25 protein-coding genes are annotated in these 26,826 nt (G+C 74.5%); 12 read left to right on the top strand and 13 right to left on the bottom strand.

Annotated elements, in window-relative coordinates; all coding sequences use genetic code 11:
- Nucleotides 1–418 precede the first annotated feature (418 nt).
- The 7 genes from ACZ7LB_RS11910 (at nucleotide 419) to ACZ7LB_RS11880 (ending at nucleotide 7,778) form a co-directional block, all read left to right on the top strand.
- Nucleotides 419–1,468, top strand: a complete 1,050-nt coding sequence (locus tag ACZ7LB_RS11910; RefSeq protein WP_471467361.1) for a BMP family lipoprotein — start codon at nucleotides 419–421, stop codon at nucleotides 1,466–1,468.
- 170 nt (nucleotides 1,469–1,638) lie between these two features.
- On the top strand, nucleotides 1,639–3,261 hold the full coding sequence (locus ACZ7LB_RS11905) for an ABC transporter ATP-binding protein (RefSeq protein ID WP_471467621.1): 1,623 nt from the start codon (nucleotides 1,639–1,641) through the stop codon (nucleotides 3,259–3,261).
- Nucleotides 3,261–4,382, top strand: a complete 1,122-nt coding sequence (locus ACZ7LB_RS11900) for an ABC transporter permease (protein WP_161229361.1) — start codon at nucleotides 3,261–3,263, stop codon at nucleotides 4,380–4,382. Before ACZ7LB_RS11905 ends, ACZ7LB_RS11900 begins: the two co-directional genes overlap by 1 nt.
- Nucleotides 4,379–5,653, top strand: coding sequence for an ABC transporter permease (locus ACZ7LB_RS11895; RefSeq protein WP_471467359.1), 1,275 nt, complete (start codon nucleotides 4,379–4,381; stop codon nucleotides 5,651–5,653). Before ACZ7LB_RS11900 ends, ACZ7LB_RS11895 begins: the two co-directional genes overlap by 4 nt.
- A complete protein-coding gene (locus tag ACZ7LB_RS11890) occupies nucleotides 5,650–6,042 on the top strand; it encodes a cytidine deaminase (RefSeq protein ID WP_161229359.1) in 393 nt (130 codons plus the stop codon). Before ACZ7LB_RS11895 ends, ACZ7LB_RS11890 begins: the two co-directional genes overlap by 4 nt.
- A gap of 13 nt (nucleotides 6,043–6,055) precedes the next feature.
- Nucleotides 6,056–7,339 carry a thymidine phosphorylase gene (locus ACZ7LB_RS11885; RefSeq protein ID WP_471467357.1) on the top strand — a complete coding sequence of 428 codons (1,284 nt, stop codon included), beginning with the start codon at nucleotides 6,056–6,058 and terminating at the stop codon, nucleotides 7,337–7,339.
- A 52-nt stretch (nucleotides 7,340–7,391) separates the two neighbouring features.
- Nucleotides 7,392–7,778 carry an STAS domain-containing protein gene (locus ACZ7LB_RS11880; protein WP_471467355.1) on the top strand — a complete coding sequence of 129 codons (387 nt, stop codon included), beginning with the start codon at nucleotides 7,392–7,394 and terminating at the stop codon, nucleotides 7,776–7,778.
- On the opposite strand, the gene ACZ7LB_RS11875 is transcribed toward ACZ7LB_RS11880, so the two are convergent.
- Together ACZ7LB_RS11875 and ACZ7LB_RS11870 are read right to left on the bottom strand one after the other, a co-directional pair.
- The gene (locus ACZ7LB_RS11875) at nucleotides 7,689–8,675 is read right to left on the bottom strand and encodes a sigma-70 family RNA polymerase sigma factor (RefSeq protein WP_471467353.1); all 987 of its coding nucleotides are present in this window, start codon (nucleotides 8,673–8,675) and stop codon (nucleotides 7,689–7,691) included. The two genes, ACZ7LB_RS11880 and ACZ7LB_RS11875, sit on opposite strands and share 90 nt — an antisense overlap.
- A 105-nt stretch (nucleotides 8,676–8,780) precedes the next feature.
- Nucleotides 8,781–10,178, bottom strand: coding sequence for an MFS transporter (locus tag ACZ7LB_RS11870; RefSeq protein WP_471467352.1), 1,398 nt, complete (start codon nucleotides 10,176–10,178; stop codon nucleotides 8,781–8,783).
- Nucleotides 10,179–10,241: 63 nt separating this feature from the next.
- Here ACZ7LB_RS11870 and ACZ7LB_RS11865 point away from each other — a divergent pair, with 63 nt between their 5' ends.
- Entirely contained in the window at nucleotides 10,242–11,195 is a 954-nt protein-coding gene (locus tag ACZ7LB_RS11865; RefSeq protein WP_471467350.1) for a LysR family transcriptional regulator, read from the top strand.
- Nucleotides 11,196–11,272: 77 nt separating this feature from the next.
- Here ACZ7LB_RS11865 and ACZ7LB_RS11860 read toward each other — a convergent pair whose 3' ends face one another.
- A complete protein-coding gene (locus ACZ7LB_RS11860; RefSeq protein WP_471467348.1) occupies nucleotides 11,273–12,037 on the bottom strand; it encodes an alpha/beta hydrolase in 765 nt (254 codons plus the stop codon).
- A 486-nt stretch (nucleotides 12,038–12,523) separates the two neighbouring features.
- Between ACZ7LB_RS11860 and ACZ7LB_RS11855 the strand changes: the two genes are divergently transcribed.
- Nucleotides 12,524–12,889 (top strand): ATP-binding protein, encoded by a 366-nt coding sequence (locus ACZ7LB_RS11855; RefSeq protein ID WP_161229353.1) that lies wholly within the window; start codon nucleotides 12,524–12,526, stop codon nucleotides 12,887–12,889.
- A 131-nt stretch (nucleotides 12,890–13,020) separates the two neighbouring features.
- On the opposite strand, the gene ACZ7LB_RS11850 is transcribed toward ACZ7LB_RS11855, so the two are convergent.
- The 5 genes from ACZ7LB_RS11850 to afsQ1 form a co-directional block, all read right to left on the bottom strand.
- Entirely contained in the window at nucleotides 13,021–13,224 is a 204-nt protein-coding gene (locus ACZ7LB_RS11850) for a PspC domain-containing protein (RefSeq protein ID WP_161229352.1), read from the bottom strand.
- A 96-nt stretch (nucleotides 13,225–13,320) separates the two neighbouring features.
- The gene (locus ACZ7LB_RS11845; protein WP_471467346.1) at nucleotides 13,321–13,878 is read right to left on the bottom strand and encodes a VanZ family protein; all 558 of its coding nucleotides are present in this window, start codon (nucleotides 13,876–13,878) and stop codon (nucleotides 13,321–13,323) included.
- Between the two features lie 500 nt (nucleotides 13,879–14,378).
- Nucleotides 14,379–14,987: a hypothetical protein gene (locus ACZ7LB_RS11840; RefSeq protein WP_471467344.1), complete on the bottom strand. Its 609-nt coding sequence runs from the start codon at nucleotides 14,985–14,987 to the stop codon at nucleotides 14,379–14,381.
- Nucleotides 14,984–16,684: an ATP-binding protein gene (locus tag ACZ7LB_RS11835; RefSeq protein ID WP_471467343.1), complete on the bottom strand. Its 1,701-nt coding sequence runs from the start codon at nucleotides 16,682–16,684 to the stop codon at nucleotides 14,984–14,986. Before ACZ7LB_RS11835 ends, ACZ7LB_RS11840 begins: the two co-directional genes overlap by 4 nt.
- Nucleotides 16,582–17,259 (bottom strand): two-component system response regulator AfsQ1, encoded by a 678-nt coding sequence (gene afsQ1 / locus ACZ7LB_RS11830; protein WP_158101933.1) that lies wholly within the window; start codon nucleotides 17,257–17,259, stop codon nucleotides 16,582–16,584. The genes ACZ7LB_RS11835 and afsQ1 overlap by 103 nt, the downstream gene beginning before the upstream one ends.
- 333 nt (nucleotides 17,260–17,592) lie before the next feature.
- On the opposite strand from afsQ1, the gene ACZ7LB_RS11825 reads away from it, so the two are divergent.
- The gene (locus ACZ7LB_RS11825; RefSeq protein ID WP_471467342.1) at nucleotides 17,593–18,381 is read left to right on the top strand and encodes a SigE family RNA polymerase sigma factor; all 789 of its coding nucleotides are present in this window, start codon (nucleotides 17,593–17,595) and stop codon (nucleotides 18,379–18,381) included.
- Between the two features lie 480 nt (nucleotides 18,382–18,861).
- On the opposite strand, the gene ACZ7LB_RS11820 is transcribed toward ACZ7LB_RS11825, so the two are convergent.
- Nucleotides 18,862–19,491 carry a uridine kinase gene (locus ACZ7LB_RS11820; protein ID WP_471467341.1) on the bottom strand — a complete coding sequence of 210 codons (630 nt, stop codon included), beginning with the start codon at nucleotides 19,489–19,491 and terminating at the stop codon, nucleotides 18,862–18,864.
- Between the two features lie 159 nt (nucleotides 19,492–19,650).
- Here ACZ7LB_RS11820 and ACZ7LB_RS11815 point away from each other — a divergent pair, with 159 nt between their 5' ends.
- The gene (locus ACZ7LB_RS11815; protein ID WP_471467340.1) at nucleotides 19,651–20,055 is read left to right on the top strand and encodes a hypothetical protein; all 405 of its coding nucleotides are present in this window, start codon (nucleotides 19,651–19,653) and stop codon (nucleotides 20,053–20,055) included.
- A gap of 99 nt (nucleotides 20,056–20,154) precedes the next feature.
- Here ACZ7LB_RS11815 and ACZ7LB_RS11810 read toward each other — a convergent pair whose 3' ends face one another.
- The 3 genes from ACZ7LB_RS11810 to deoC are packed head-to-tail and all read right to left on the bottom strand — an operon-like array spanning nucleotide 20,155 to nucleotide 23,496.
- A complete protein-coding gene (locus tag ACZ7LB_RS11810; RefSeq protein ID WP_471467339.1) occupies nucleotides 20,155–21,045 on the bottom strand; it encodes an aldehyde dehydrogenase family protein in 891 nt (296 codons plus the stop codon).
- On the bottom strand, nucleotides 21,038–22,483 hold the full coding sequence (locus ACZ7LB_RS11805) for an aldehyde dehydrogenase family protein (protein ID WP_471467619.1): 1,446 nt from the start codon (nucleotides 22,481–22,483) through the stop codon (nucleotides 21,038–21,040). The genes ACZ7LB_RS11810 and ACZ7LB_RS11805 overlap by 8 nt, the downstream gene beginning before the upstream one ends.
- Nucleotides 22,484–22,494: 11 nt before the next feature.
- A complete protein-coding gene (gene deoC, locus ACZ7LB_RS11800; protein ID WP_471467618.1) occupies nucleotides 22,495–23,496 on the bottom strand; it encodes a deoxyribose-phosphate aldolase in 1,002 nt (333 codons plus the stop codon).
- A 510-nt stretch (nucleotides 23,497–24,006) separates the two neighbouring features.
- Between deoC and ACZ7LB_RS11795 the strand changes: the two genes are divergently transcribed.
- Nucleotides 24,007–24,669: a PH domain-containing protein gene (locus ACZ7LB_RS11795; protein ID WP_471467338.1), complete on the top strand. Its 663-nt coding sequence runs from the start codon at nucleotides 24,007–24,009 to the stop codon at nucleotides 24,667–24,669.
- 346 nt (nucleotides 24,670–25,015) lie between these two features.
- Here ACZ7LB_RS11795 and ACZ7LB_RS11790 read toward each other — a convergent pair whose 3' ends face one another.
- Nucleotides 25,016–26,695: a phospho-sugar mutase gene (locus ACZ7LB_RS11790; protein WP_471467337.1), complete on the bottom strand. Its 1,680-nt coding sequence runs from the start codon at nucleotides 26,693–26,695 to the stop codon at nucleotides 25,016–25,018.
- Between the last annotated feature and the right edge of the window lie 131 nt (nucleotides 26,696–26,826).

Below are 26,826 nucleotides of genomic sequence, written 5' to 3'. Positions count from 1 at the left end.
GGGTCGCCCGCTCCGTCCGGGACCGGCGGCCCGCCCGGCACCGGGCACGGTCCGGGGGCGGCGGCCGCACTCCGCGGGGACGGGCTCCGGCCCCGCGCCCGCCGCCTCCGTCCCGGAGCCCGGGACGCCCCCGGCCGCCGCCCCCGCGGCGCGCGGCCGGGGCCCCGCCCCCGTGCCGGGGCGTCACCCGGACGGCCCACGGCCGCCCGCGGCCCCTTCCGCCCGACTCCGCCGTGTCACCCCGCGCCACCCTCCGTCCGCCCTCCGGCCGCCCCGGGCGGCGTCCGGTGAGTCCTTGCTCACGGCGGGACAACAAGGTGGACAGAAGGGGTTTTCAGGCAGGTCTACGCGCGTTAATCTGCGCAAAGCCAGCGCCGAAGCCGAACCGTCCGGCGCTTGTACGACAGGAGCACCACTCATGCGCCGGATTTCCCGGATCACGGTCGCAGGCGCAGCGACCGCCTCCCTGGCCCTCGCTCTCGCCGCCTGCGGCGGGACCTCGACCTCCTCGGACTCGGGCGGGTCCAAGGACGACAAGGGCCTCGCCATCGCGTACGACGTCGGCGGCAGGGGCGACCAGTCCTTCAACGACGCCGCCTTCGCGGGCCTGGAGCAGGCGAAGAAGGAGTTCGGCTACAAGACCGCCGACATCGAGCCCACCGACGGCGAGACCGACGCGGACAAGCAGCAGCGTCTGGAGTCCCTCGCCAAGCAGGGCCACAACCCGATCGTGGGCGTCGGCTACGCGTACGCCGCCGCGGTGAAGGGTGCCGCGGACAAGTACCCGGACACCACCTTCGGCATCGTCGACGACGCCACGATCACCGCGAAGAACGTGGCCGACCTCGTCTTCAACGAGGAGCAGGCCTCCTACCTCGCCGGTGTCGCCGCGGCCAGGAGCACCAAGTCCGACGTGGTCGGCTTCGTGGGCGGCGTGGACATCCCGCTGATCCACAAGTTCCAGGCCGGCTTCGAGCAGGGCGTCAAGGACACCGACCCCAAGGTCGAGGTCCTCTCGCAGTACCTGACGCAGACCGCGGAGGAGGGCGGCTTCTCCAGCCCCGACAAGGGCAGGACCGCCGCCGAGGGCCAGATCGAGAAGAAGGCCGACGTCGTCTACGCCGCCGCCGGCCTCTCGGGCCAGGGCGTCATCGAGGCCGCCGCCACCCACAAGGTCTGGGCGATCGGCGTCGACTCCGACCAGTACCGCCAGGAAGCCCTCGCGAAGTACAAGGACAGCATCCTCACCTCGGCGACCAAGGACGTCGCCAAGGCGGTGTACAACCTCGCGAAGTCCGTCGAGGACGGCTCGCCGGAGACCGGTATCGTCAAGGGCGATCTGAAGTCCGGCGAGGTCGGCCTCTCGGAGTCCAACCCCGTGTTCGCGGACGACGCCGAGCTGCAGGCGGCGGTCAAGGCGGCCAAGGACAAGATCGTCAGTGGCGAGATCAAGGTCAGGAGCAGCTAGCCGGAGCTGAACCGAGCACCACCTCGAACAGCGTGTAACCCGCGGGGTTGCGTCCGCTCGGCGGGGCACGGGGGTCCCGCGCCCCCGTGCCCCGTCGAGCGGTGCGCCACCGCTTCAGATGCCGTAGGGGCGCTACGCGCGTAGACGGCCCCCGTCCCCAGGAGTGCGCCATCGACGCGTCCAGCAGCCCTCCGGCCGGAGCGGCGGTCAGCGAATCGGCGACCGCCGTCGAACTCACCGGAATCACCAAGCGCTTCCCCGGTGTCGTGGCCAACCACGACATCCACCTCGCCGTCCGCCGGGGCACCGTCCACGCGCTCGTGGGGGAGAACGGTGCGGGCAAGTCCACCCTGATGAAGATCCTCTACGGCATGCAGAAGCCGGACGAGGGCACCATCGCGATCGACGGCGCACCCGTGGCCCTCTCCTCGCCCGCGGACGCCATCGCCCGCGGCATCGGCATGGTCCACCAGCACTTCATGCTCGCGGACAACCTGACGGTGCTGGAGAACGTGGTCCTGGGCAGCGAGCGCCTCCACGGCATCGGCGCCCGCGCCCGCCGCGCGATCGGGGACCTGTCCGAGCGCTACGGCCTCGGCGTCCGCCCCGACGTCCTGGTCGAGGAGCTGGGCGTGGCCGCCCGCCAGCGGGTGGAGATCCTCAAGGTCCTCTACCGCGGCGCCCGCACGCTGATCCTCGACGAGCCGACCGCGGTGCTGGTGCCCCAGGAGGTGGACGCGCTCTTCGCCAACCTGCGCGAGCTGAAGTCCGAGGGCCTCTCGGTCATCTTCATCTCCCACAAGCTGGGTGAGGTGCTCTCCGTCGCCGACGAGATCACCGTCATCCGCCGGGGCACCACCGTCGGCACCGCCGTGCCCGCCGAGACCACCCCGCGCCAGCTCGCGGAGCTGATGGTCGGCAGCCAGCTCCCCACCCCCGAGACCGCCGAGTCCACCGTCACCGACCGCCCGGTGATCACCGTGGACTCGCTGCGCCTGGCGGCCCCCGGCGGCAAGGCCCTGCTCGACGACGTCTCCTTCACCATCCACGCGGGCGAGGTCCTCGGCATCGCCGGGGTCGAGGGCAACGGGCAGACCGAGCTGGTCGACGCGCTGATCGGACTGCGGCAGGCCGACTCCGGCAGCATCGGCTTCCTCGGCGAGGACATCACCGCGCTGCCCACCCGCAAGCGCCGCGAGCAGGGCGTCGGCTACATCCCCGAGGACCGCCACCGCCACGGCCTGCTCCTGGAGGCCCCCCTCTGGGAGAACCGCATCCTCGGCCACGTCACCGAGCGGCCCAACGCCCGGGGCGTCTGGCTGGACCCGAAGGCCGCGCAGGCCGACACCCGGCGCATCGTCGAGGAGTACGACGTGCGCACCCCCGGCATCGACGTCACCGCCGCCTCGCTCTCCGGCGGCAACCAGCAGAAGCTCATCGTCGGCCGGGAGATGAGCCACCGGCCGCGCTTCCTGATCGCCGCCCACCCCACCCGCGGGGTGGACGTCGGCGCGCAGGCCGCGATCTGGGACCACATCCGCGAGGCCCGCCGCGAGGGCCTGGCCGTGCTGCTGATCTCCGCCGACCTGGACGAGCTGATCGGCCTGTCCGACACCCTCCGGGTGATCTACGACGGCCGGCTGGTCGCCGACGCCGACCCGGCCGCCGTCACCCCCGAGGAGCTGGGCTCCGCCATGACCGGCGCCGTCTCCGGCCACCTGGAGGGCGAGACCGCCGACGGGACCGCCGCCGCGCCCCAGGCCCCCGAGTCCCCGGAAGACGAGGCCCGCTGATGAAGAAGTTCGACAGGGAGCGCGTGCTCCTCGCGGTGGCCGGGCCGGTCATCGCGCTCGCCGTGGCCTTCGTGCTCAGTGCCATCGTGCTGATCGCCTCGGGCAAGAACCCGATCGAACCCTTCGCCCTGATGTTCGAGCAGGCCGGGTTCTCCGACATCCAGGTCCTGATCATCAACCAGGCGTCGATGTACTACATCGCCGCCCTGGCGGTCGCCGTGGGCTTCCGGATGAACCTGTTCAACATCGGTGTCGACGGCCAGTACCAGCTCGCCGCCATGATCGCGGCCGTCGTCGGCGCCCACGCGGACCTCCCGGCCGTCCTCCAGATCCCGCTGCTCCTGCTGACCGCCATGTTCACCGGCGCCTTCTGGGCCGGGATCGCGGGCGTCCTCAAGGTCACCCGCGGCGTCAGCGAGGTCGTCGCGACGATCATGCTCAACGCCATCGCGACCTCGCTCATCGTCTACATGTGGAAGCCGGACGTCTTCGGCGTCAAGATCGGCAACAACAACACCACCGGCGAGATGCACGAGTCCGGCTGGGTCCCCGGCTTCGACATGGGCGACGCCGGGGAGGTCTACGGCCTGGTCCTGCTCGCCGTCCTGCTGGGCATCGGCTACTGGATCGCCCTCAACCGCACCCGCTTCGGCTTCGACCTGCGCGCCTCCGGCGCCTCCGAGTCCGCCGCCGCGGCCAGCGGCGTGGACCCCAAGCGGATGGTGCTCACCGCGATGCTCCTCTCCGGCGCCCTCGCCGGACTCGCGGGCCTGCCCATCCTGCTCGGCGGCACCCACACCTACAGCCTGAACTTCCCCACCGGCATCGGCTTCCTCGGCATCGGCATCGCCCTGCTCGGCCGCAACAGCCCCGTCGGCATCGCCTTCGCCGCCCTGCTGTGGGCCTGGCTCGACAAGGCCTCGCCCGAGCTGGACTTCCACGGCTACGACAAGGAGATCGCGGTCATCATGCAGGGCCTGATCGTGCTCTCGGTCGTCGTCTCCTACGAGGCCGTCCGCGAGTGGGGCCTGCGCCGCCAGCAGCGCCGGGTCGGCGCGGAACTGGCCGCCGGCCACGTCCTCGGCGCCACCGACAACACCAAGGAGGTGGCGGGACGATGACCACGCCGACCACAGCGACCGACGTCAACCAGCCCTCGTTGCAGCCCGCGGCGCCGACCGGCCGCCGGCTGTCGCTGCCCGTGCTGATGCTGGTCATCGCCGGGGCCCTGGCCCTGACCTCCCTGGTCCGCCTCGTCACCGGCGCCAACGGCATCACCAACGTCAGCCAGATGTCCACCGCCCTGCAGCTCGCCGTGCCCATCGGCCTGGCCGCGCTCGGCGGACTCTGGGCCGAGCGCGCGGGCGTCGTCAACATCGGCCTCGAGGGCATGATGATCCTCGGCACCTGGTTCGGCGCCTGGGCCGGCTTCCAGTGGGGCCCGTGGACCGGCGTCCTCGTCGGCATCGTCGGCGGCGCCCTCGGCGGACTGGTCCACGCCGTCGTCACCGTCACCTTCAACGTCAACCACATCGTCTCCGGTGTGGCCATCAACATCCTCGCCCTCGGCGCCACCCGCTACCTCGCCCCGCTCGCCTTCGAGGGCCACCAGGGCGGCTCCGCCAAGCAGTCCCCGCCGGTCGACTCCCTCGGGCACTTCACCGTCCCAGGGCTCGCCGACGGGCTGCGGACCCTCAACGAACAGCACTGGTTCTTCGTCTCCGACATCGCCGGGCTCCTCGGCGGACTGGTCACCAACGTCTCCTGGCTGACCCTGATCGCCGTCGCCCTGATCCCCGCCACCTGGTGGATCCTCTGGCGCACCCCCTTCGGGCTGCGGCTGCGCTCCTGCGGCGAGAACCCGGTCGCCGCCGAGTCCCTCGGCGTCAACGTCTACAAGTACAAGTACCTGGCCGTGATCATCTCCGGCGGGCTGGCCGGACTCGGCGGCGTCTTCCTCTCCATCGTCGCCAACCCCTTCTACCTGGAGGGCCAGACCAGCGGCCGCGGCTACATCGGCCTCGCGGCGATGATCTTCGGCAACTGGATGCCGGGCGGCCTCGCCATCGGCGCCGGCCTCTTCGGTTACACCGACAGCCTCAACCTGCGCGGCGGCTCCACCAACGTGCACGCCCTGCTGCTGCTCGGCGCCCTGCTGCTGCTCGTCGGCGCCGTCTGGATGGCCGTCCGCAGGAAGTACGTCAACGCGGTGATCACCCTGGTCATCGGCGCCCTGGTGTTCGCCTGGTACGCCGGCACCGACGAGGTCCCCAACCAGGTCGTCTCCGCCACCCCGTACGTCGTCACCCTGGTCGTCCTCGCCCTCTCCGCGCAACGGCTGCGGATGCCCAAGGCCGACGGCATGCCCTACCGCAAGGGCCAGGGCAAGTGACCGGCGCCGACTGGGCCGGACTGCGCGCGGCGGCCCGGGACGCCATGACCCGGGCCTACGCCCCCTACTCCGGGTACGCGGTCGGCGCCGCCGCCCTGGCCGACGACGGCCGCACCGTCACCGGCTGCAACGTGGAGAACGCCAGCTACGGACTCGGCCTGTGCGCCGAGTGCGGGCTGGTCTCCCAGCTCCAGCTCACCGGCGGCGGACGGCTCACCCACTTCGTCTGCGTCGACGGCCGGGGTGCGGTCCTGGTGCCCTGCGGCCGCTGCCGCCAGCTCCTCCACGAGTTCGGCGGGCCGGACCTGCTGCTGGAGACCCCGGCGGGCGTCCTCCCGCTGTCCGAGATGCTCCCGCAGGCATTCGGCCCCGACCACCTCACCCCCTAAGGAAGGCCCGACCATGGCCATGGACGTCATCTCCGTCATCCGCACCAAACGCGACGGCGGGGAGCTGAGCGGCGAGCAGATCGACTGGGTCGTCGACGCCTACACCCGCGGCGCGGTCGCGGACGAGCAGATGGCCTCGCTCGCGATGGCCATCCTCCTCAACGGCATGGACCGGGGCGAGATCGCCCGCTGGACGGCCGCGATGATCGCCTCCGGCGAGCGCATGGACTTCTCGTCGCTGTCCCGCCCGACCGCCGACAAGCACTCCACCGGCGGTGTCGGCGACAAGATCACCCTGCCGCTCGCCCCGCTGGTCGCCGCCTGCGGGGCGGCCGTCCCGCAGCTCTCGGGCCGCGGCCTCGGCCACACCGGCGGCACCCTGGACAAGCTGGAGTCGGTCCCGGGCTGGCGGGCCCTGCTCTCCAACGAGGAGATGCTCGACGTCCTCGGCTCCACCGGCGCGGTGATCTGCGCGGCCGGCGACGGCCTCGCCCCCGCCGACCGCAAGCTCTACGCCCTGCGCGACGTGACCGGCACCGTCGAGGCCCTTCCGCTGATCGCCTCCTCGATCATGTCCAAGAAGATCGCCGAGGGCACCGGCTCGCTGGTCCTCGACGTGAAGGTCGGCTCCGGCGCCTTCATGAAGACCCTGGAGGACGCCCGCGAGCTGGCCGCCACCATGGTCGGCCTCGGCACCGACCACGGGGTGCGCACCACCGCCCTGCTCACCGACATGGCGACCCCGCTGGGGCTGACGGCGGGCAACGCCCTGGAGGTCCGCGAGTCCGTCGAGGTGCTGGCGGGCGGCGGCCCCTCCGACGTGGTCGAGCTGACCCTCGCCCTGGCCCGGGAGATGCTCGACGCGGCGGGGCTCGGCGACGCCGACCCGGCCCGGGCGCTGGCCGACGGCTCCGCGATGGACGTCTGGCGGCGCATGATCGCGGCCCAGGGCGGCGACCCGGACGCGCCGCTGCCCACCGCCCGCGAGCGGCACGTGGTCACCGCGGACGCCTCCGGTGTCCTGACCCGGCTGGACGCCTACGACGTCGGTGTCGCCGCCTGGCGCCTCGGGGCCGGCCGGGCCCGCAAGGAGGACCCGGTGCAGGCCGCCGCCGGCGTCGAACTGCACGCCAAGCCCGGCGACACGGTGACCCGGGGCATGCCCCTGCTGACCCTGCACACCGACACCCCGGACCGCTTCGGCTACGCCCTGGAGGCCCTGAAGGGCGCCTGCGACATCGCCCCGGCGGGCACCGCCTTCACCCCCTCGCCGGTGGTGCTGGAGCGCATCGCGTAACGCGGGCCCGGCCCCGCGCCGGCCGCCCCGGGGCCGGGCCGCGCCCGCGCCGATGAGTTCCGCCGGGCCGCGCGGTCCATCCTCCGTGGACACCGTGACACCCCCCGTGCTCGTCCTGTCCGGGCCCGTCTCCCCGGCCGGGACGCCCCGGCACTGCGCCGAGCTGCGCGCCCTGCTCGAAGCGGCCCGGAGCGGCGTGGTGGTGTGCGAGGTCGCCGGGCTGGGACCGCCGGGCCTCGCCGCCGTCGACCTGCTGGCCCGGCTGGAGCTGACCGCCCGGCGGGCCGGGGGCCGCATCCGGCTCCGGGGCGCCGATCCCGCCCTGCGCGCCCTGCTGGACCTCGTCGGCCTACGCTTCGAGACGGAGCGGCAGGCCGAACAGCGGGAACCACCGGGCGGTGTCCAGGAAGCAGTGGAAACCGGTGATCCGCCCGGCTGAGATCTCCAGCACCTGCACCGCCCACGGCGCGAAGCCGCCCCGCTCCGGGTCCGGCTTGTACTGCGCGAACCCCGGCAGCCCGTTGGCCCGCACCGGTATCAGCCGGGAACCGGCGCACGGGGCGCCCAGCGTCGCCATGAAGCCGGTGATGTCCGCCGGGCCCGCCAGCCACAGGTCGAAGGGCGGCATCGTCATGACCGCGTCCTCGTGCAGCAGCGCCGTCAGCGCCTCCATGTCGTAGCCCTCGAAGGCCGTGACATAGCGCTCCAGGAGCCTGCTCTGCTCCTCGTCCAGCGGATCGGAGACCGACGCCTCGTCGGCCCGCCCGGCCCGCTCCGCGAGGGTGGCCCGGGCCCGCTGGAGCGCGCTGTTGACCGAGGCGACCGTGGTGCCCAGCAGCTCCGCCGTCTCGCTCGCCCGCCACGCCAGCACCTCGCGGAGGATCAGCACCGCCCGCTGCTTGGGCGGCAGTCGCTGCAGGGCGGCCATGAAGGCCAGCCGCACCGACTCCTTGGCCACCGCGGCCTCCGCCGGGTCGGCGGTGGCGGGCAGCACCCGCGCGTCGGGCACCGGCTCCAGCCAGGTGTGGTCCGGACGGGGCGACAGGGCGGCCCGCGCGAGCGGGGTCGCCTCCGTCAGATCCATCGGGCGGGCCCGCCGGCCGCTCGCGGCCAGCATGTCCAGACAGACGTTGGTGGCGATGCGGTACAGCCACGACCGCAGGCTGGAGCGGCCCTCGAAGGTGGAGTGGCTCCGCCAGGCGCGCACCAGGGTGTCCTGCACCGCGTCCTCGGCCTCGAAGGACGAGCCCAGCATCCGGTAGCAGTACCCCGTCAGCTCGACCCGGTGCCGCTCCAGCGCCGACTCCAGCTCCATGGTCGCGGTGCCCTCGGTCATCGCCCATCCACCCCCGTGGCCGTCGCGTCACGCGCCCTTCGCGCCCGCATCCGGAAAGCTACCCGAGGGCACTGACAACGGCCTCCGGGGAGGGGAAGGCCCGGCTCAGCGGGGTACGCCCGCGATCCGCACCGGTCCCGCCACGGCCGGTCCGCGGGCCGCCAGCGAGCCGAGCACGGTGATCGCCACGACCCCCAGCACCGCCAGCAGTCCCACCCAGACGGTCCCCGCCCAGCCGCCGGCGTGGAAGGCCACCGCGCCCGCCGTGCTGCCCGCGCTGGAGCCGATGTAGTAGGCGGACTGGTACAGCGCCGACGCCTGCGCCCGGCCGTGCGCGGCCGTCCTGCCGACCGCCGCGGAGGCCACCGCGTGCCCGGCGAAGAAGCCCGCGGTGATCAGCACCAGCCCCAGCAGCACCAGCGGGAGGGACGGCGCCAGCGACAGCAGCAGCCCCGCCGCCGTCGTGCCGCCCGCCAGGTACAGGGCGCCGCGCCGCCCGAGGCGGCCCGCCAGCCGCCCCGAGGCCGACGCCGACACCGTGCCCACCAGGTAGACCAGGAAGACCGAGCCCGCCAGCCCCTGGGGCAGCGAGAACGGAGCCTCCGTCAGCCGGTAGCCGATCATCGTGTACACGCCGCCGAAGACCGTCATGAACAGCGCGCCGATCGCGTACAGGCGCCGCAGCAGCGGGTTCGCCAGATGGTCGCGGACGGTGCGGACCAGTACCGCGGGGCGCAGCGAGCCCGGGGTGAAGTGCCGGGGCGCGGGCAGCAGCAGCCGGAAGGCCACCGCGCACCCGACCGCGACCGCGCCGATCACCCCGACGGCCACCCGCCAGCCCCACTCCTGGGCGACCCAGCCGGTGATGACCCGGCCGCTCATCCCGCCGACGCTGTTGCCCGCCACGAACAGCCCGATCGCGGTGAGCAGCGCCCGCGGCCGCACCTCCTCCGCCAGGTACGCCGTCGCCGACGCCGGGAGCCCGGCCAGCGCCGCCCCCTGCACCGCGCGCAGCGCGATCAGCGCCGTCAGCGACGGGGCGAAGGGCACCAGCAGTCCGACCGCCACCGCGACCGCCAGCGACCCGGTCATGACCGCGCGCCGCCCGAACCGCTCCGACAGGGCGCTCATCGGCAGCACGAACACCGCGAGACCGCCGGTGGCGGCGGCCACCGTCCAGCTCGCGTCGCCCGCCGTGACGCCGAGGTCGCCGGAGATCAGCGGCAGCAGGGCCTGGGTGGAGTAGAGGAGCGCGAAGGTCGCGACGCCCGCGAGGAACAGGGCGAGACTCATCCGGCGGTATCCGGGGCCGCCCGGCGCCATGCGCGAGTCGGCGGGTCCGGCCGCGGGCGGGGCCGCGGCGGTTCCGGGAGCCGGTTCGGCGGGGTCGGCCGGCTCGGCCGGTTCCGCGGTGGCGGTGGCGGCGGTCCGGGCGGAGGAGGGGGCGGTGGCGGCGGCGGGGGCGTCCACGGCGGCGGACGCCCCGGTATCGGCGGGAGTCATGTGGGCGACGGTACGGAGCCCCGACTCATCCGTCCAATGCATGGAATCGCCATAATCGTTCCCATGACGCATCAGCCGAGATCAGCGGCCCGGATGTCACCGTCCGGTGACACGGAAGACATCGTGACGCTGCTCGCGCCGCGCCTCGCCCACTTCGCCGGGGTCGCCCGCACCGAGCATGTGACCCGCGCCGCACGGGAGATGGACGTCCCCCAGTCGACCCTGTCCCGAGCCCTCGTCCGCCTGGAGGCCGACCTCGGCGCCGACCTGTTCGTCCGCCGCGGGCGCACCCTCGCCCTGACCGTCGCCGGACGCACCTTCCTCGGCTCCGTGGAACGCGCCCTCGCGGAGGTCGAGCGCGCCGTCGAGGAGGTCCGGGCCGACGCCGACCCGGCCACCGGCAAGGTCGCCTTCGGCTTCCTGCACACCATGGGCGCCGAGACCGTCCCCGGACTGCTGCACGCCTTCCGCGCCGACCACCCCCGGGTCCGCTTCAGCCTCGTCCAGAACTACGGCGAGGCCATGCTGGAGCGGCTGCGCGCGGGGGAGCTGGACCTCTGCCTGACCTCCCCGGTGCCGGACGCGCCCGATCTGGTCGCCCGCCGCCTCGACGAGCAGAAGCTGCGCCTGGTGGTGCCCGGTGACCACCGGCTGGCCGGGCGGCGGCGGATCCGCCTCGCGGAGGCCGCCGAGGAGACCTTCGTGACCCTGGAGCCCGGCTACGGGCTGCGGCGCATCACCGACGCCCTGTGCAAGGAGGCCGGCTTCCGGCCCCGGGTGGCCTTCGAGGGGGAGGAGGCGGAGACGCTGCGCGGACTGGTGGCGGCCGGTCTCGGGGTGGCGCTGCTGCCGCCGCCCGCCGTGCCCCGCCCCGGTGTGGTGGAGCTGACGGTCACCGCGCCGCGCGCGGCCCGGGAGATCGGCGTGGCCTGGCTGGCGGGGCGTTCGGACACGCCCCCGGTGGCCGCGTTCAAACGGTTCCTGCTGTCCCGGCGCGGGCACCTGCTGCCGGGGTGACGCGGGGGCGCGGCGGGCCGGGGCGCGGGGGCGGTGCGCGGCCGGGGGCGGGGTCCGTCCCGCCGTCGGCCCCGGGCCTACCGGCGCCGCAGCGACTTCCCGAACCCCGCGGCCAGCGGCATCCGCAGACCGAGCGGCGGCGGCGCGGCCAGCGCGTCCTCCACCGGCCGCGAGAAGGACTGCCCGAACAGCACGCCCAGGACGAAGTCCTCGGCCAGCGAGACCACTTCCTCCCGGTAGTCGCGCAACGCGTGCCCGTCGGAGTGCACTTCGAACCGGCACACGTTCCGGTTCGCCTTCTTCGCGCGCGCCGCCAGCCGGAACGACAGCTCCGGGTCGCTGCGCCGGTCGTTGGTGCCGTGCACGATCAGCACATGCCGCCCCACGAGCTGCTTCACCGGCTCGGGCGGCGCGGCCACGTCCTCGTCGGGCAGCCAGGGGGCGAGGGCCAGCACCGCGGTGACCGCCTCGTGCCCCGCCGCGCGCAGGGCGGCCCGTCCGCCCATGCCGACCCCGGCCAGGCAGACCGGGACGTCGCCGTAGCGGCGCACCGCCTCCTCGGCGGCCCACTCGGCGTCCCGCGCGAGATGCGCCCCGGCGCCGTTCCAGCCGCGGCTGCGGTAGCGCACGACATGCGCGGCCAGCCCCTCGCCGCGCCCGGCGCGCGCCAGCCCGCGTCCCAGCGCGCGCACCGAGGCGGCCCCCAGCAGGGGGGAGGGCCTGCGGTCGGACACCTCGTCCCCGGCGGGGAGCAGCAGGACCACACCGCTGACCGCGCGGCCCTCCGGACCGAGCGTTCGCCCCAGCCGGGCCTGCCGGACCGGCATCGCTTGCTGTGCCATGACAGAACAGTGGCAGAAACGCGGGATACGGGACCCTCGCTCGCAGCGACCGTTACATATCCCCGCCCGTGTCCACCGCGCCGCCGCCGGGGCGGGCCCGCCACCGCCCGGCGCGGCCCGGGCCGCCGCCCCGGACCGGGAACGCGGGCACCCCGTCCGCGCCCTTTGCCGGGCCGTCGACGGGGCCACGGGGTTCTCCGTCAATGCGATGAAATCAGCATTCATTCCTTTCGATGAACGGTTCGTCGTGATCAATGGCGTGATCACTTCGGGCTCCGCAGAACTGAAGTCCGAATGCCGCTCTCGAAAGGCCGCTGCCACCAGCGGTGATGGGAACCGCCTGGGCCGGGCGGGGGAGGGGGAGGCCGAAAAGCGGTGCTGGACATTCGCCTTCCGGCGGAATTCGATGTTTGCGGTGGGCGGTGCCGCCTGTTTACGGTCGGGCCCCGCTGACCTTCCCGTCATCCCATTTCGAGGACGCATTCCATGAAGCAGTCTGCTGCCAAGACCCTCGGCGTCGCCGCCCTCGGTGTCGCCTTCGCCGCCGCCGGCGCGGGCGCGGCCAACGCGGCCCCGGAGCTGCCCGACACCGCCCGCACGGTGGACTCCGTCGCCCGGACCCTCCCCGCCGAGACCGTCTCCCAGGCGGTCCCCGGCGCGGGCAGGGTGCTGGAGCAGGGCCGCCGCATCTCCGGCACGGGGCTGACCGCCGCGCAGCCGGTCGTCCAGCAGCTCGTCGACGAGCAGCTCTCCAGCGGTCCGACCAAGCCCGTCGCGGGTCTGCTCGGCGGCCTGCCGGCCCAGGGGCTGCCGACCCACGGGCTCCCGGTGAACGGCCTGCCGATCGGCTGAGCCGCACCCCCGCGGACACCAGGGGCGCATCCGGACCACCGGATGCGCCCCTGGTGTGCGCGCCGGGGCCGCGGCGCGCGCGGCCCCGCCGCACCGGGCGCCGTCCGCCGTCCGCCACGGCCCGGCGGCGGTCACCAGGCCGTGCGGGACGCCTCCTCCTGCGAGGGCATCAGGAACCACAGGGCCAGGTAGAGCACGAACTGGGGGCCGGGCAGCAGGCAGGAGGCCACGAACAGCACCCGCATCGTGGTCGACGAGGTGCCGAAGCGCCTGGCCAGCCCGGCGCACACGCCGCCGATGACACGGCCTCGGGTGGGACGCGCGGGGAGGGACATCGCGACTCCTTCGGGAGAGCGGGCGGTGGGGGCGGCCGGACGGCCGCTCCTCGACTGCTTTCCACGCTAAGGGGACGAGTCGCCGTGAACCTCGCTCTACGGGGCGATCCCGACCCTGGGAATCCTCGGGGTACGACCCTGAGGCCGCTCCTCCCGGCGCACCGCGCGGGCACGCTCCCGCTCCTGCTCGGACCAGCGGCGCAGCCGGGCCCGTCCCGCGGGGACCAGGGCGAGGTGCGCGAGCGCCACGCCGAGGGTGGCCAGCAGCGCCGAGTCCACGTCCACCACCTGGCCCGGCACCCCCGTCCGCAGCAGTTCGACCCCCAGCGCCAGCAGGGCGCCCGCGGCCGTGGTGCGCAGCAGCGACATCAGGGGCGAGACGGCCAGCCGTCCGCTCACCACCGGCAGCAGCACGCCCAGCGGCGCCAGCGGGACCAGCCCCCCGCCGATCGAGCGGGCCGCCGACGGCCAGCCCGCGGCCAGGTCGGCGCGGATGGTGGCGAAGGGGTGCAGGTTGGGCGGCGGGACCCAGGGCACGTCCCGGGGCCGCAGCGTGAACCAGGCGACGAGCGCGAGGTGCGCGACCAGCAGGGCGCTGCCCGTCGCACGGATGCGGAACGCGGCGCCGCCGCCGGTGAACCATTCACGCTGCACGCCCCCCTAGACGCCGCCCCCGGCGGGCGTGGTTCCGGTCGCGCGCGCCCCGGGACTGAGTCCTGCGCCACACGGCGGGACACGGCCTCCGGGGTCCGGGAGCCCCGGGGAGGCGCTCGACGGGACGGAGGCGCACGCCGGGGCTCCGGCCCGCTCCCGCCGCGCGCCCGGCGTCCGCGAACCCCGCGCGCCCCCGGCCGCCCGGCCCGGTACCGGCCCGGTCCCCGGTACGGACGCGTACGCGACTCCACCCGGTCCCGGTCGAGGTCCCTACCCGGTGCTGGTCCTGGTCCTGGTCCTGGCCCTGTCCCGGCCCGTATCCGGTCCCGGACAGGGACCGCATCCGTGCCCGCCCCGGACCGGCGTCGCGCTCCCGCCGGTCGCTCCCGGTCTCCGGCCTCCGGCCTCCGCCGGATCGCCCCGCCGGCCGGACCGCGATGCCGAACGGACCGCCCCGCCGCCCGGACCACCCGCGGGGCGGGGGTCCCGGCGGGCTCCGTTCATCCGCCCCGGGCGGGGTGCGACGGCGGTTCGTTGGAGCCCGGCCGGGCCCGTACCTCGTCCGTGCAGGTGTAGCGGCGGGGCGGTTCCCCGCCCGGCCCGCCGAGGATGACCGCGCCGTCGCCCTGGGCCGCGGCCGACTCGGAGAAGGTGCAGACGATCTGGGCGAGGGCGTAGGAGGTGAGGTCCCCGGGCGCGGTGCCCAGGCGCAGGGTGTCCTCGGGATCGTCCCGGCGGGGCCCGGCGACCGTCGTCCCCGCGCGCACGTCCGTGGTGAACCCCGCCTCCTTCTCGGCGGCCGACGGCGGCTCCATCAGCTGCCCCAGCAGCCCCCGGGCCACCAGGGTCCGCCGCGCCGAGTCCGCCGCGCCGTCCGGCACGCGCACCGTCCGGTCCACCGTCACCAGCGAGGAGCCGCACAGCAGCAGCACCCTTACCGGAATCCCCGGCCCGGACCCGGCCGACACGTCGGGCTCGGTGAGCGAGCAGCGCACCCGGGAGGGCGCGGCGCCGTAGTCCGTGGGCACCTCCGTGGCGCGGATGCCGCACCCGGAGAGCAGCACGGCCAGCGCGAGCCCCGCGAGCACCGGCAGACGGCGTACGGTCATCGGGCCCGTCCCTCCGCGTCCTTGCCCTCGTCCCCGCCCGCGCCGTCCGCGCCGTCCCCGGCGGTGTCCTCCTCGTCCGGCTCCGAGGCGTCCTGCGGCAGCCGCAGCGTGAACACCGCACCGCCCCCGGGGGAGTTCTCGGCGGTGATCTCGCCGCCGTGGATGTGCGCGTTCTCCAGGGCGATGGACAGGCCGAGCCCGCTGCCCTCGGAGCGCGGCCGGGAGGCGCTCGCCTTGTAGAAGCGGTCGAAGACGTGCGGCAGGACGTCCTCGGGGATGCCCGGGCCCTGGTCCCGGACCCGGATGACGACCTCGTGGTCCGCCCGGGTCACCGACACCCGCACCGGCGAGCCGCCGTGCTTGAGGGCGTTGCCGATCAGGTTGGCCAGGACGACGTCCAGGCGGCGCGGGTCGAGCCGGGCGTGGATGCCCCGCTCCGCGTCCAGTTCGACCGCGTCCAGCCAGGCGCGGGCGTCGATGCAGGCGGTGATCTGGTCGGCGACGTCCACGTCGTCCAGGACCAGCCGGGCGGTGCCCGCGTCGAAGCGGGTGACCTCCATCAGGTTCTCCACCAGGTCGTTCAGCCGCCGGGTCTCGCTCACCACCAGCCGCACGGCGGGCTCGATCATCGGGTCGAAACCGCCGCCCTCGAACTCCAGCTCCTCCTCCAGGACCTCGGTGACGGCGGTGATAGCCGTCAGCGGGGTCCTCAGCTCGTGGCTCATGTCGGCCACGAAGCGCCGCGAGGCCGCCTCCCGCCCCGCCATGTCCGCCACCCGCTTCTCCAGGGCCTCCGCGGCGCTGTTGAAGGTCCGGGACAGGTCGGCCAGTTCGTCTGTGCCGGAGACGCGCAGCCGGGTGTCGAGCCTGCCCTCGCCCAGCCGCCGGGCCGCGACCCCGAGCCGGTGCACCGGCTTGAGCACGGTCGTCGCCAGCGCCTGCGCCAGCAGCGCCGAGCCGACCAGCGCCAGACCGGTGGCGATCCCCAGCGACCAGGCCAGCGAGTTGAGGTCCTTCGCCTCCGGCTCCAGCGACTTGAGCATGTAGCCGGTCGGTCCGCCGCCGATCACCCGGGCGCCCGCCACCAGATAGGGCGTGCCGTCGTCGGTGATCCGCTGCCAGTACAGCCGGTAGGGCGACCTGTCGGACGAGGTGACCTTCTGCTCCTTGTTCACCGCGTCCCGCAGCGACCTGGGCACGTCGGCCAGCGCGAAGCCGCCGAGCCCGCCCGAACTGCCGTAGACGGTGCGGCCGGTGGCGTCCTCGGCGACGAGCAGCACCCCGAACCGCTGTCCGCCGCTGGTCATCTGCCCGGCCGTGTGCTGAAGCTCGTCCTGGGTCGGGTGCTCGGGCAGCGAGCCCGCCCGGTTCTGCATCTCCTGCTCGAAGTCGCGCAGCACCGCGTCCTGGGTGCGGGTCAGCACCGCCTCGCGGTTCAGCCAGTAGGCGATGCCGGACGCGGAGACGGCCGCGGTCAGGGCGACCAGCCCGAAGACGACGACCAGCCGGAGCCGCAGGCTGGTCAGGCGCAGCCGCGAACGGAACCCCTTGCGCGCGTCCGCCCAGCCGTGCGCCCCCTCCCGGTTCCTCCGTATCACTGAGGCGGGTCCAGCCGGTAGCCGACACCGCGCACGGTACGGATCAGGGTCGGGGACGACGGCACGTCCTCGACCTTGGCGCGCAGCCGCTGCACGCACGCGTCCACCAGCCGGGAGTCCCCGAGGTAGTCGTGCTCCCACACCAGCCGCAGCAACTGCTGCCGGGACAGCGCCTGTCCGGGACGGCGGCTCAGCTCCAGCAGCAGCCGCAGCTCGGTCGGGGTGAGCTGGAGGTCCTCGCCGTTCTTGGTGACGGTCATCGCGGACCGGTCGATGACCAGGCTGCCGAAGGTCGCCGCGTCGTTGGACTCGCGCTCGCCGCGGCGCAGCACCGCCCGGATGCGCGCGTCCAGGACGCGCCCCTGTACGGGCTTGACGACGTAGTCGTCGGCGCCCGACTCCAGCCCGACGACCACGTCGATGTCGTCGTTGCGCGCGGTGAGCAGGATGATCGGAAGCTGGTCCGTGCGCCGGATGCGCCGGCACACCTCGAACCCGTCGATGCCGGGCAGCATCACGTCCAGCACGATCAGATCCGGGCGCTGCTCACGCAGCAGCTTCAGACCGTCCTCGCCGCTGGCAGCGGTGGCCACACGGTGTCCCTGGCGGGTCAGGGAGAGCTCCAGGGCCGTACGGATGGCGTCGTCGTCCTCGATCAGCAACAGGGAAGGCACGGGCTCATTCTGGCCCATGAACCGGCCGGTGTTCGACCCGCGGGCCGGGAACGGGCCCGAGGGAGGGCCGGGCCCTGTGAAGAAAAGGTGAGGCTGTCGTGCGGAGGCCCTGTGACAGGCCTGTGACAGTCGGCGGACACGGCCATGAAGTGGCCCCGGCAAGCTTCTCGGCACAGGCAACAGAGCGGCACACGCACCACAGCGGTGCGGACGGCACGGGCACCGGAGACGGTGCGGCACAGGCAGTACGGGCACCGGACGGCGCGGGAACGCCGGACGGCGCGGCACAGCGGCGGAAGCCGGCACCGGACAGTCCACGACGGGGGGCGCGAGATGAACACGCTGAAGGGCACCAGCACCAGCGCAGTGGTCACGCGTCTGCACGACGTGCACGGGCACCGGGGGCCGGAGAAGCCCGGGGCCGACGGGGGGTCCTCCCGGGTGAGCGCCTACGAGCGCGGGGGAGCCCGGGGCTGCGCCCGCGCCGCCGGACGCCAGCACACCACCCGCATGACGGTGGTGGACACCCGCCCGGGGGAGCGGGTGGAGACGCCCGGGGGCACGGCGTACGGGGAGGTCACGGGGGACCGGCGCTCGCCGGCGGAGGCGGAGTTCACCGCCTACGTCCAGGAGCGCCGCGCCTCCCTGTACGCCACCGCCTACCACCTCACGGGGGACCGGTTCGAGGCCGAGGACCTGCTGCAGAGTGCGCTGTTCTCGACCTACCGGGCGTGGGAGCGGATCAGCGACAAGGCCGCCGTCGGCGGATACCTCCGCCGCACGATGACCAACCTGCACATCAGCGCCTGGCGGCGGCGCAAGCTCAACGAGTACCCGACCGAGGAACTGCCGGAGACGCCCGGCGACACGGACGCCATGCGCGGCACCGAACTGCGCGCCGTCCTGTGGCAGGCGCTCGCCCGGCTGCCCGAACTCCAGCGCACCATGCTGGTCCTGCGCTACTACGAGGGCCGCACGGACCCGGAGATCGCGGACATCCTCGGCATCAGCGTCGGCACGGTGAAGTCCAGCATCTGGCGGTCGCTCCGCCGGCTGCGCGGCGACGAGGTGCTCAGCCTCGGCCGTGACCGGGAGGACGCCTTCGGCGAACTGGTCGCCTGAAGGCCGGTGGGACCCCAGGGGGGTCCGCGGGGACCGGGGGAGGGACCCGCGGAAAAAAAGTGGGATCCGGGTGTATCACGGGGGGTGGCCCGGACTCCTACTCATGGGGAAGCACCACGGGGGAGAACCCGGGGGACACGGGGGAAGAGGATCCCGGGGGAAGCACGGGGGAAATCACGGGGGAGAAACAGGGGGGAAGCAAGGGGGGGGACACGGGGGAGCACAGAAGAAGCGGGACTGGAGGGCCGGGGGGTCCATCCAGTCCCGCTTCCGCGTGCGCGGTGCCCAGCGGGGCGTCGTACCGCCCGGCCGGGGCGCGTCGTGGTGCACGGGGGCGTGCGGAACCCAAGGGGGCGTGCGGCTCCGCCGCGCGCGCCGATGCCCTGTTCGACCCGGCCGCCGTCCGGCGCCGTCCCGTCACCGCCCGGTCCGCGGCGCCGCCCGCCGCGCCCGCCCGGCCGCGCCCTGCCCGCCCCGTCGCTACGCGGCCGTGTCCGCCGTCGCCGTCCGGTCCGCCTCGGCCAGCCGGGTCAGGGCCTCGGCGCGGTCGCAGGCGTGGGCGCCCAGCGCCGTCTGACGGGCGATGATCGACCGCTCCCGGCGCATCAGCCGCCAGCCGCGCCGCAGCAGGAACGGCACCGACTTGCGGCCCTCCCGCAGATCCCGCGCGAACCGGCGGCGGAAGGTCGTCAGCGGCCCCCGGCTCAGGCACAGCGCGTCCGCCAGGATCCCCGCCTCCCGGCAGCGGGCCACGATCTCCGCCGCGAAGATGCCCTCCGCCAGGAACAACGGGCTCCGGCCGATGTCGAGCCCCGCCCCACCGGTGCGGGCGCTGAGCGAGATGTCGTACACCGGCACCTCCGTCCGCCCCGTGCGGCACAGCCCGGTGATCGCGTCGAGGGCGGCGTCCGCGTCCCAGGAGTCCGGGTGGTCCCAGTCGATGTCGGAACATCCGGCCACCAGCGGCAGGGTGGGGTCGGTGCCCTCCTTGTAGAAGTCGTCGAGCCGCAGCACCGGCAGGCCGGAGTCCGCGGCCAGCAGGGACTTGCCGGAGCCCGAGGGGCCGCAGAGCAGCACGACGCGGGCCGGTATGGGTGGTCGGGGGTTCACGGGTCACCAGTCTGGGGCATCGGACGGCCGCCGTACGAGCCCCGGGAGCGGCAGTGAAGCGCGCGTCACACCCCCGGCGACCTGCCGCGGTGACCTGATCACCGTCCGCGGCGTTGACACGGCAGTCCGTAGCAACCCCGCAGCAAGAGGTGGCAAGTGATGGCCCGACACGCGTCCCCCCGCTCCCCGCACGCCCAGCGCGTCCTGATCGCCCTCGCGACCGCCGGCGCGGCCCTCGCCGCCGGTGCGGCGACGGCCTCCGCGGACAGCGGAGAGACCCTCGCCGGGCTCGCCCACACCCGCCCCACCTCGGTGGGCGACATCGACCCGCAGGCCGGTGTCGAGGCACTGGCCGGCACCGTCGGCTACGTCACCGGGCCCGTCGCCGACCTGAAGCCCAACCCACTGGCCGGCACCGGCGTCGACCCGCTGGACAACGGCGTCGGCACCCAGATCGCCGACTTCCAGCCGCTGACCTCCACCGCCCTGACCGGCCCGGTGGCCCAGGCCCAGTCGCTCGGCGGCATCCCGGTGGTGGGCCAGGTGGCGGGGCTGCTGCGCTGAGGCGTCACCACGCGCCCCCGGGCCGCGCCCTCCCGGCGAGGAGGGCGCGGCCCGGGGTGGCCGGGGCGGCCGGAGCGCCGGGCCGCCCCGCCGCGCGCGTCAGTAGGACGAGCCCGAGGCGCCGAGGGCGCCCGTCGGGTGCCAGACCGTCTTGGTCTCCAGGAACGCGGTCATGCGCTCCGTGCCCGGCATGGCGGCCCAGTCGTCCACAGGCTGTGGACGCAGCACCCGCTTGAGGTTGTCCGCCGCCGCCGTCTCCAGCTCCTCGGCCAGCTCCGCACCGGCGCCCGCGAGGTCGATCGCGTTGACGTCCTGGTGCGCGGCGAGCGGCGCCGCGATCTCCGCCGTGCGGCCGGACAGGATGTTGACCACGCCGCCGGGGACGTCGGAGGTGGCCAGTACCTCGCCCAGCGACAGGGCGGGCAGCGGCGCCCGCTCCGACGCCACCAGGACCGCCGTGTTGCCCGTGGCGATCACCGGCGCCAGCACCGAGACCAGGCCCAGCAGCGAGGACTCCTGCGGCGCGAGGACCGCGACCACGCCCGTCGGCTCGGGCGAGGACAGGTTGAAGTACGGGCCCGCGACCGGGTTGGCGCCGCCCACCACCTGGGCGATCTTGTCCGTCCAGCCCGCGTACCAGACCCAGCGGTCCACCGCCGCGTCCACCTGCTCGCCCGCCCGGGACTTCGACAGCCCCTCCGCCCGTGCCACCTCGCGGACGTACTGGTCGCGGCGGTCCTCCAGCATCTCCGCCACCCGGTAGAGGACCTGGCCCCGGTTGTACGCCGTCGCGCCGGACCAGCCGCCGAACGCCCTGCGCGCGGCCACGACCGCGTCGCGGGCGTCCTTGCGGGAGGACCGCGGGGCGTTGGCCGACCAGTTGCCTCTGGCGTCAGACACCTCGTACACCCGGCCGCTCTCGGAACGCGGGAACTTCCCGCCGACGTACAGCTTGTAGGTCTTGAGGACACTCAGTCGCGGGTCAGACATCGAGGTACGCCTCCAGGCCGTGGCGACCGCCCTCGCGGCCGAAACCCGACTCCTTGTAGCCGCCGAACGGCGAGGCCGGGTCGAACTTGTTGAACGTGTTGGACCAGATCACGCCCGCGCGCAGCTTCCCGGCGACCGCCAGCATGCGCGAGCCCTTCTCCGTCCAGATGCCCGCCGACAGCCCGTACGGGGTGTTGTTGGCCTTGGCGACCGCCTCGTCCGGCGTGCGGAACGTCAGCACGGACAGGACCGGGCCGAAGATCTCGTCCCGGGCGACCGTGTGCGCCTGGGTGACGCCGGTGAACAGCGTCGGGGCGAACCAGTAGCCGCTGTCCGGCAGTTCGCACGGGGGCGACCAGCGCTCGGCGCCCTCCTCCTCGCCCCGCTCCGCCAGCTCGGTGATCCGGGCGAGCTGCGCGGCGGAGTTGATCGCGCCCAGGTCGGTGTTCTTGTCCAGCGGATCGCCGACCCGCAGCGTCGACAGACGGCGCTTGAGGGCGTCCAGGAACTCGTCGTGGACCGACTCCTGGACCAGCAGGCGGCTGCCCGCGCAGCAGACGTGGCCCTGGTTGAAGAAGACGCCGTTGACGACGCCCTCGACGGCCTGGTCGAGCGGGGCGTCGTCGAAGACGATGTTGGCGCCCTTGCCGCCCAGCTCCAGCGTCAGCCGCTTGCGGGTGCCCGCGACCGTGCGCGCGATCCGCTTGCCGACGGCCGTGGAGCCTGTGAACGCGACCTTGTCCACGTCCGGGTGGGCGGCCAGCGCGGCACCGGTGGCCCCGGCGCCCGTCACGATGTTGACGACCCCCTTCGGCAGCCCCGCCGTGCGGCAGATGTCCGCGAAGAACAGGGCGGTCAGCGAGGTCGTCTCGGCGGGCTTCAGCACCACCGTGTTGCCCGTCGCCAGCGCGGGCGCGATCTTCCACGCCAGCATCATCAGCGGGAAGTTCCACGGGATGACCTGGCCGGCCACGCCCAGCGGACGCGGATCGGGGCCGAAACCGGCGTGGCCGAGCTTGTCGGCCCAGCCCGCGTAGTAGAAGAAGTGCGCCGCGACCAGCGGGAGGTCCACGTCCCGGGTCTCCCGGATCGGCTTGCCGTTGTCCAGGGTCTCCAGCACGGCCAGCTCGCGGCTGCGCTCCTGGATGATCCGGGCGATGCGGAACAGGTACTTCGCCCGCTCCCGGCCCGGCAGCGCCGACCACGTCCCGAACGCCGCGCGGGCGGCCCGCACCGCCCGGTCGACGTCCGCCTCGGACGCCTCGGCGATCTCGGAGAGCACCTCCTCCGTCGCCGGGGAGACGGTCTTGAAGACCCTGCCGTCGGACGCCTCGGTGAACTCGCCGTCGATGAACAGGCCGTAGGAGGGGGCGATGTCGACGATCGCGCGCGACTCCGGGGCCGGCGCGTACGCGAATGCGGAGGACCGCTTGTCCATGGTCATGGTGATCAGTCCACCGTCACGTAGTCGGGGCCGGAGTAGCGGCCGGTGGCCAGCTTCTGCCGCTGCATCAGCAGGTCGTTCAGGAGCGAGGAGGCGCCGAAGCGGAACCAGTGGGCGTCCAGCCAGTCCTCGCCCGCCGTCTCGTTGACCAGCACCAGGAACTTGACGGCGTCCTTCGCGGTCCGGATGCCGCCGGCCGGCTTCACCCCGACCCGTACCCCCGTACGGGTGCGGAAGTCGCGGACCGCCTCCAGCATCAGCAGGGTGTTGGCCGGGGTCGCGTTGACCGCGACCTTGCCGGTCGAGGTCTTGATGAAGTCCGCGCCCGCCAGCATGCCGAGCCAGCTCGCGCGGCGGATGTTGTCGTACGTCGACAGCTCGCCCGTCTCGAAGATGACCTTCAGCCGGGCGGCCGTCCCGCATGCCTCCCGCACGGCGGTGATCTCCTCGTACACCTTCAGATAGCGGCCCGAGAGGAACGCCCCCCGGTCGATGACCATGTCGACCTCGTCGGCGCCCGCGGCGACCGCCTCGCGCACGTCGGCCAGCTTCACGGCCGGCGAGGCGCGGCCGGCGGGGAACGCGGTGGCGACCGAGGCGACCCGCACGCCGGAGCCGGCGACGGCCTCCTTCGCCGTGGGCACCATGTCGGGGTAGACGCAGACGGCCGCCGCGGAGGGGGCCGAGCGGTCCGTCGGGTCGGGGCGCACGGCCTTGGCCCCGAGCGACCGGACCTTGCCGGGGGTGTCGGCGCCCTCCAGCGTCGTCAGGTCGACCATCGAGATCGCCAGGTCGAGGGCGTACGCCTTCGCGGTGGTCTTGATGGACCGGGTGCCGAGCGAGGCGGCGCGCGCCTCCAGGCCGACCGGGTCGACGCCGGGCAGCCCGTGCAGGAAGCGGCGCAGCGTGCCGTCGGACGCGGTGACGTCCGTGAGTCCGTGGCCGGAGGCGGCGTTGGCGGGGGGAGCGGCCGGGGCGGCGGGTGCGGCGGGATCAGTGGTGGGCATGGTCACCAGGCGAGCATATCTACGCGCGTAGCGGCTGTACAGCCCCGAGACGGGGTCGCCGGGGGCGTTCGGGGGGTGGTGCGGGGTGGTGGGGGGAGCGGAGCGGGGATGAGCCGGGGCCGGGACGGCTGCGGGGGCCGGGGGTGGGGTTCCTGGTGTCCGGGTGGGGCTCGGGGCATGGGGCGCGGGGGCGGACCGGTGCGGGTGGATCGGCGCGGTTCGGGCTTCGCCCCCGGGGGTCGTTCGGGGTGGTCCGGGATTCCCCGGAGGCGTCGGCTCGGGGGTGCTTCCGGGGTTCCCCGTGGTGTCGGTCCGGGGTGCCTCCGGGGCTCCCCGGAGGTGTCGGCTCGGGGTGTTCCGGGTCCCCCGGGAGGCCGGTCCGGGGTGTTCCGGGGTGTCGGGGGCCGGATCCGGGGGCGTCCCGGGGGCGGTGCGGCTCGGGGGCGCGGCGGGCGCTCCCCGGTGGTGCGGGTGCGGGGGCCGCGCGCGGGGTCGTGCACAATCGGCAGCATGACCACCCCGGACCCCCAGTCGCAGTCGCCGCTCCCCGTGTCCAAGGACCGGGTCTACCGCTCGCCCATGGGCATCGTCGGCGGCGTCCTGCTGCTCGTCCTCATCATCTGGCTCGGCATCGACGCCATCGTCGCGGGCGACGGGCACACCCCCTGGGTGGCAGTGGCGGCCATGCTCCTGCTCGTCCCGCTGGTCGTCGCCTTCACCCTGCGGCCCGCGGTCCACGCCGACGACGACCGGCTGCGCGTCCGCAACCCCCTCCGGGTCATCACCGTGCCCTGGGGCGAGGTCGCCTCGCTGCGCTCCGGTTACTCCAACGAGGTCGTGACCGGGTCCGGCGCCAAGTACCAGCTCTGGGCCGTCCCCGTCTCGCTGCGGGGCCGCAAGAAGGCCGCCCGGCACGAGGAGCGGCGGCTCTCCGGCGCCGCCCCCCGCGGTCGGCGCGGCGGCGGCTTCGGCGGCCTGGCCGGGGGCGGCGTCCCCGACGGGCCCGTGCGGGCCGACACCGACCAGGTCATGGACGACCTGCGCGCGCTGTGGGAGGCCCGGGGCGAGGCCGACACCTCTCAGGGCGAGGTGTCCGCCCACTGGGCCTACGAGATCATCGCTCCGGCCGTCGTGGGGGCGGTGGCCCTGGCGGTGCTGCTGGGGCTGGGCTGACGGTCCCGGGCGGCGGGGATCCCGGGGAGGAGCCGGGGCGCGGGGGACTGTCCGGGGACCTGCGCCCCGGGCCTCGTCCCCGGGGGCCCGGGAGGCCCGGGGGCGTCCGTCCGGGCCGGGGCGTCGCCCCCAGGGGTGACCCCGGCCGGGAGGCTTCGCTCCGCTCCTGAGCTCCTGGCTTACTGGCGGTCCCCGGGGGTTCCTGGCGGTGCCTGGCCCGGGCCCCGGCCTCACCCCCGAGGGGGTGCCCCCGGCCGGGAGGCGGTGCTCTGGTCCCGGCGGTGCGCCGACCGGGGGCCCTGGCTCACCCCCGAGGGGTCCCCCCCCAGGGGTGACACCGTCCCCGTCAGATGCCCGCCGCCTCCGACAGGTCGCGCTTCAGGGCCTCCAGCAGGGACTCCGCCCGCGCCCGGGCCGCCGGGAGTCCCGCGCGGTCCCCGACCGGCACGACCACCTCCAGGTAGCACTTCAGCTTGGGCTCCGTGCCGCTCGGGCGGACGATCACCCGCGCGCCGTCCAGCGTGTACCGCAGCCCGTCGGTCGGCGGCAGCGTGTCCGTGCCCCGCGTCAGGTCCTCCGCCGCCGTCACCACCAGGCCCGCCAGCCGCTCCGGCGGCGCCCCGCGCAGCCTGCGCATCGCGGCGGCGATGACCGACAGGTCCTCCACGCGCACCGACAACTGGTCCGTGGCGTGCAGGCCGTGCTCCACGGCCAGGTCGTCCAGGAGGTCGAGGAGTGTGCGGCCCTCCTCCTTCAGCACCGACGCCAGCTCGGTGACCAGCAGCGCCGCCGTGATCCCGTCCTTGTCCCGCACCCCGTCGGGGTCGACGCAGTAGCCGAGCGCCTCCTCGTAGCCGTAGCGGATGCCGTCCACGCGGGCGATCCACTTGAAGCCGGTCAGCGTCTCCACGTGGGGGACGCCCGCCTTCTCCGCGATGCGGCCCAGGAGCGACGACGACACGATCGACTCCGCGAACACGCCCCGCGCGCCGCGTGCCGCCAGATGGGCGGCGAGCAGCGCGCCCACCTCGTCGCCGCGGAGCATCCGCCAGGGGGCGGGGGGCGCCGTGTCCGCGTCCGTGCCGGTGTCCGTGGCCGTGCGGTTCCGGACCGCCACGGCGCAGCGGTCGGCGTCCGGGTCGTTGGCGATGATCAGGTCCGGGTCCGCGCCGTCCGCCGTCGCGAACGCCAGGTCCATCGCGCCGGGCTCCTCCGGGTTGGGGAAGGCCACCGTGGGGAAGTCCGGGTCCGGCTCCGCCTGCTCGGCGACCAGCACCGGCTCCGGGAAGCCGGCCCGTGCGAACGCGGCGAGCAGGGTGTCCCGGCCGACGCCGTGCATCGCCGTGTAGACCGTCCTCGCGGTGCGGGGCGAGTCCGGGGCGAGGACGGCGTCCGTGCGGGCCAGATAGGCGTCCAGGACGGAGTCGTCCAGCGTGTCCCAGCCGGAGTCCGGGCGGGGGACGTCCCGCAGGGCGCCCACGGCCTCGATCGCGGCGGCGATGCCGGTGTCGGCCGGGGGGACGATCTGGGAGCCGTCGCCCAGGTAGACCTTGTAGCCGTTGTCCCGGGGCGGGTTGTGGCTGGCGGTGACCTCCACGCCGGCGCAGGCTCCGAGGTGGCGGATGGCGAAGGCGAGGACGGGGGTGGGGAGGGGGCGGGGGAGCACGGCCGCGCGGAGGCCGGCGCCGGTCATCACGGACGCGGTGTCGAGGGCGAAGTCGTGGGAGCGGTGGCGGGCGTCGTAGCCGATGACGACGAGGCCGTCGGTGTGGCCCTCGACCCTCAGGTACGCGGCGAGGCCGGCGGCGGCGCGGATGACGACCGCGCGGTTCATGCGCAGGGGGCCCGCGCCGAGTTCGCCCCGGAGGCCGGCGGTGCCGAACTGGAGGGTGCCGGCGAAGCGGGCGGCCAGGGCGGCGCGGTCCTCGGCGACGATGAGGCGGGTGAGTTCCTCGCGGGTGTCCGGGTCGGGGTCCTCGGCCAGCCAGGTCCGGGCCCGTGCGAGGAGGTCGGAGTCGTCGTGCACGGTGGGTCAGCCTCTCGTCTCGTCCGTGTGTCGGTGCGGTTCGCCTGCCGGCGGCCGTGGGTGGGGGCGTGTCCGTGGCGGTCGTCGCTGTGTGCGGGTGGGGTCTGTGCGGGGGGTGCCTGCGGCGGCCT

The organism is Streptomyces sp. NPDC107521 (assembly GCF_055598485.1).
Note: the sequence above shows the minus strand (reverse complement) of the source record. Positions and strands in the feature narration are given on the sequence as shown.

Coding starts and splice junctions, on each gene's coding strand:
- ACZ7LB_RS11860 (WP_471467348.1), bottom strand. CDS start 12,037: ATGGCACAGCAAGCGATGCCGGTCCGGCAGGCCCGGCTGGGGCGAACG.
- ACZ7LB_RS11900 (WP_161229361.1), top strand. CDS start 3,261: ATGAAGAAGTTCGACAGGGAGCGCGTGCTCCTCGCGGTGGCCGGGCCG.
- ACZ7LB_RS11840 (WP_471467344.1), bottom strand. CDS start 14,987: ATGACCGTACGCCGTCTGCCGGTGCTCGCGGGGCTCGCGCTGGCCGTG.
- ACZ7LB_RS11910 (WP_471467361.1), top strand. CDS start 419: ATGCGCCGGATTTCCCGGATCACGGTCGCAGGCGCAGCGACCGCCTCC.
- ACZ7LB_RS11895 (WP_471467359.1), top strand. CDS start 4,379: ATGACCACGCCGACCACAGCGACCGACGTCAACCAGCCCTCGTTGCAG.
- ACZ7LB_RS11885 (WP_471467357.1), top strand. CDS start 6,056: ATGGCCATGGACGTCATCTCCGTCATCCGCACCAAACGCGACGGCGGG.
- deoC (WP_471467618.1), bottom strand. CDS start 23,496: ATGCCCACCACTGATCCCGCCGCACCCGCCGCCCCGGCCGCTCCCCCC.
- ACZ7LB_RS11815 (WP_471467340.1), top strand. CDS start 19,651: ATGGCCCGACACGCGTCCCCCCGCTCCCCGCACGCCCAGCGCGTCCTG.
- ACZ7LB_RS11810 (WP_471467339.1), bottom strand. CDS start 21,045: ATGTCTGACCCGCGACTGAGTGTCCTCAAGACCTACAAGCTGTACGTC.
- ACZ7LB_RS11865 (WP_471467350.1), top strand. CDS start 10,242: ATGACGCATCAGCCGAGATCAGCGGCCCGGATGTCACCGTCCGGTGAC.
- ACZ7LB_RS11855 (WP_161229353.1), top strand. CDS start 12,524: ATGAAGCAGTCTGCTGCCAAGACCCTCGGCGTCGCCGCCCTCGGTGTC.
- ACZ7LB_RS11825 (WP_471467342.1), top strand. CDS start 17,593: ATGAACACGCTGAAGGGCACCAGCACCAGCGCAGTGGTCACGCGTCTG.
- ACZ7LB_RS11880 (WP_471467355.1), top strand. CDS start 7,392: ATGAGTTCCGCCGGGCCGCGCGGTCCATCCTCCGTGGACACCGTGACA.
- ACZ7LB_RS11850 (WP_161229352.1), bottom strand. CDS start 13,224: ATGTCCCTCCCCGCGCGTCCCACCCGAGGCCGTGTCATCGGCGGCGTG.
- ACZ7LB_RS11870 (WP_471467352.1), bottom strand. CDS start 10,178: ATGACTCCCGCCGATACCGGGGCGTCCGCCGCCGTGGACGCCCCCGCC.
- ACZ7LB_RS11875 (WP_471467353.1), bottom strand. CDS start 8,675: ATGACCGAGGGCACCGCGACCATGGAGCTGGAGTCGGCGCTGGAGCGG.
- ACZ7LB_RS11795 (WP_471467338.1), top strand. CDS start 24,007: ATGACCACCCCGGACCCCCAGTCGCAGTCGCCGCTCCCCGTGTCCAAG.
- ACZ7LB_RS11805 (WP_471467619.1), bottom strand. CDS start 22,483: ATGGACAAGCGGTCCTCCGCATTCGCGTACGCGCCGGCCCCGGAGTCG.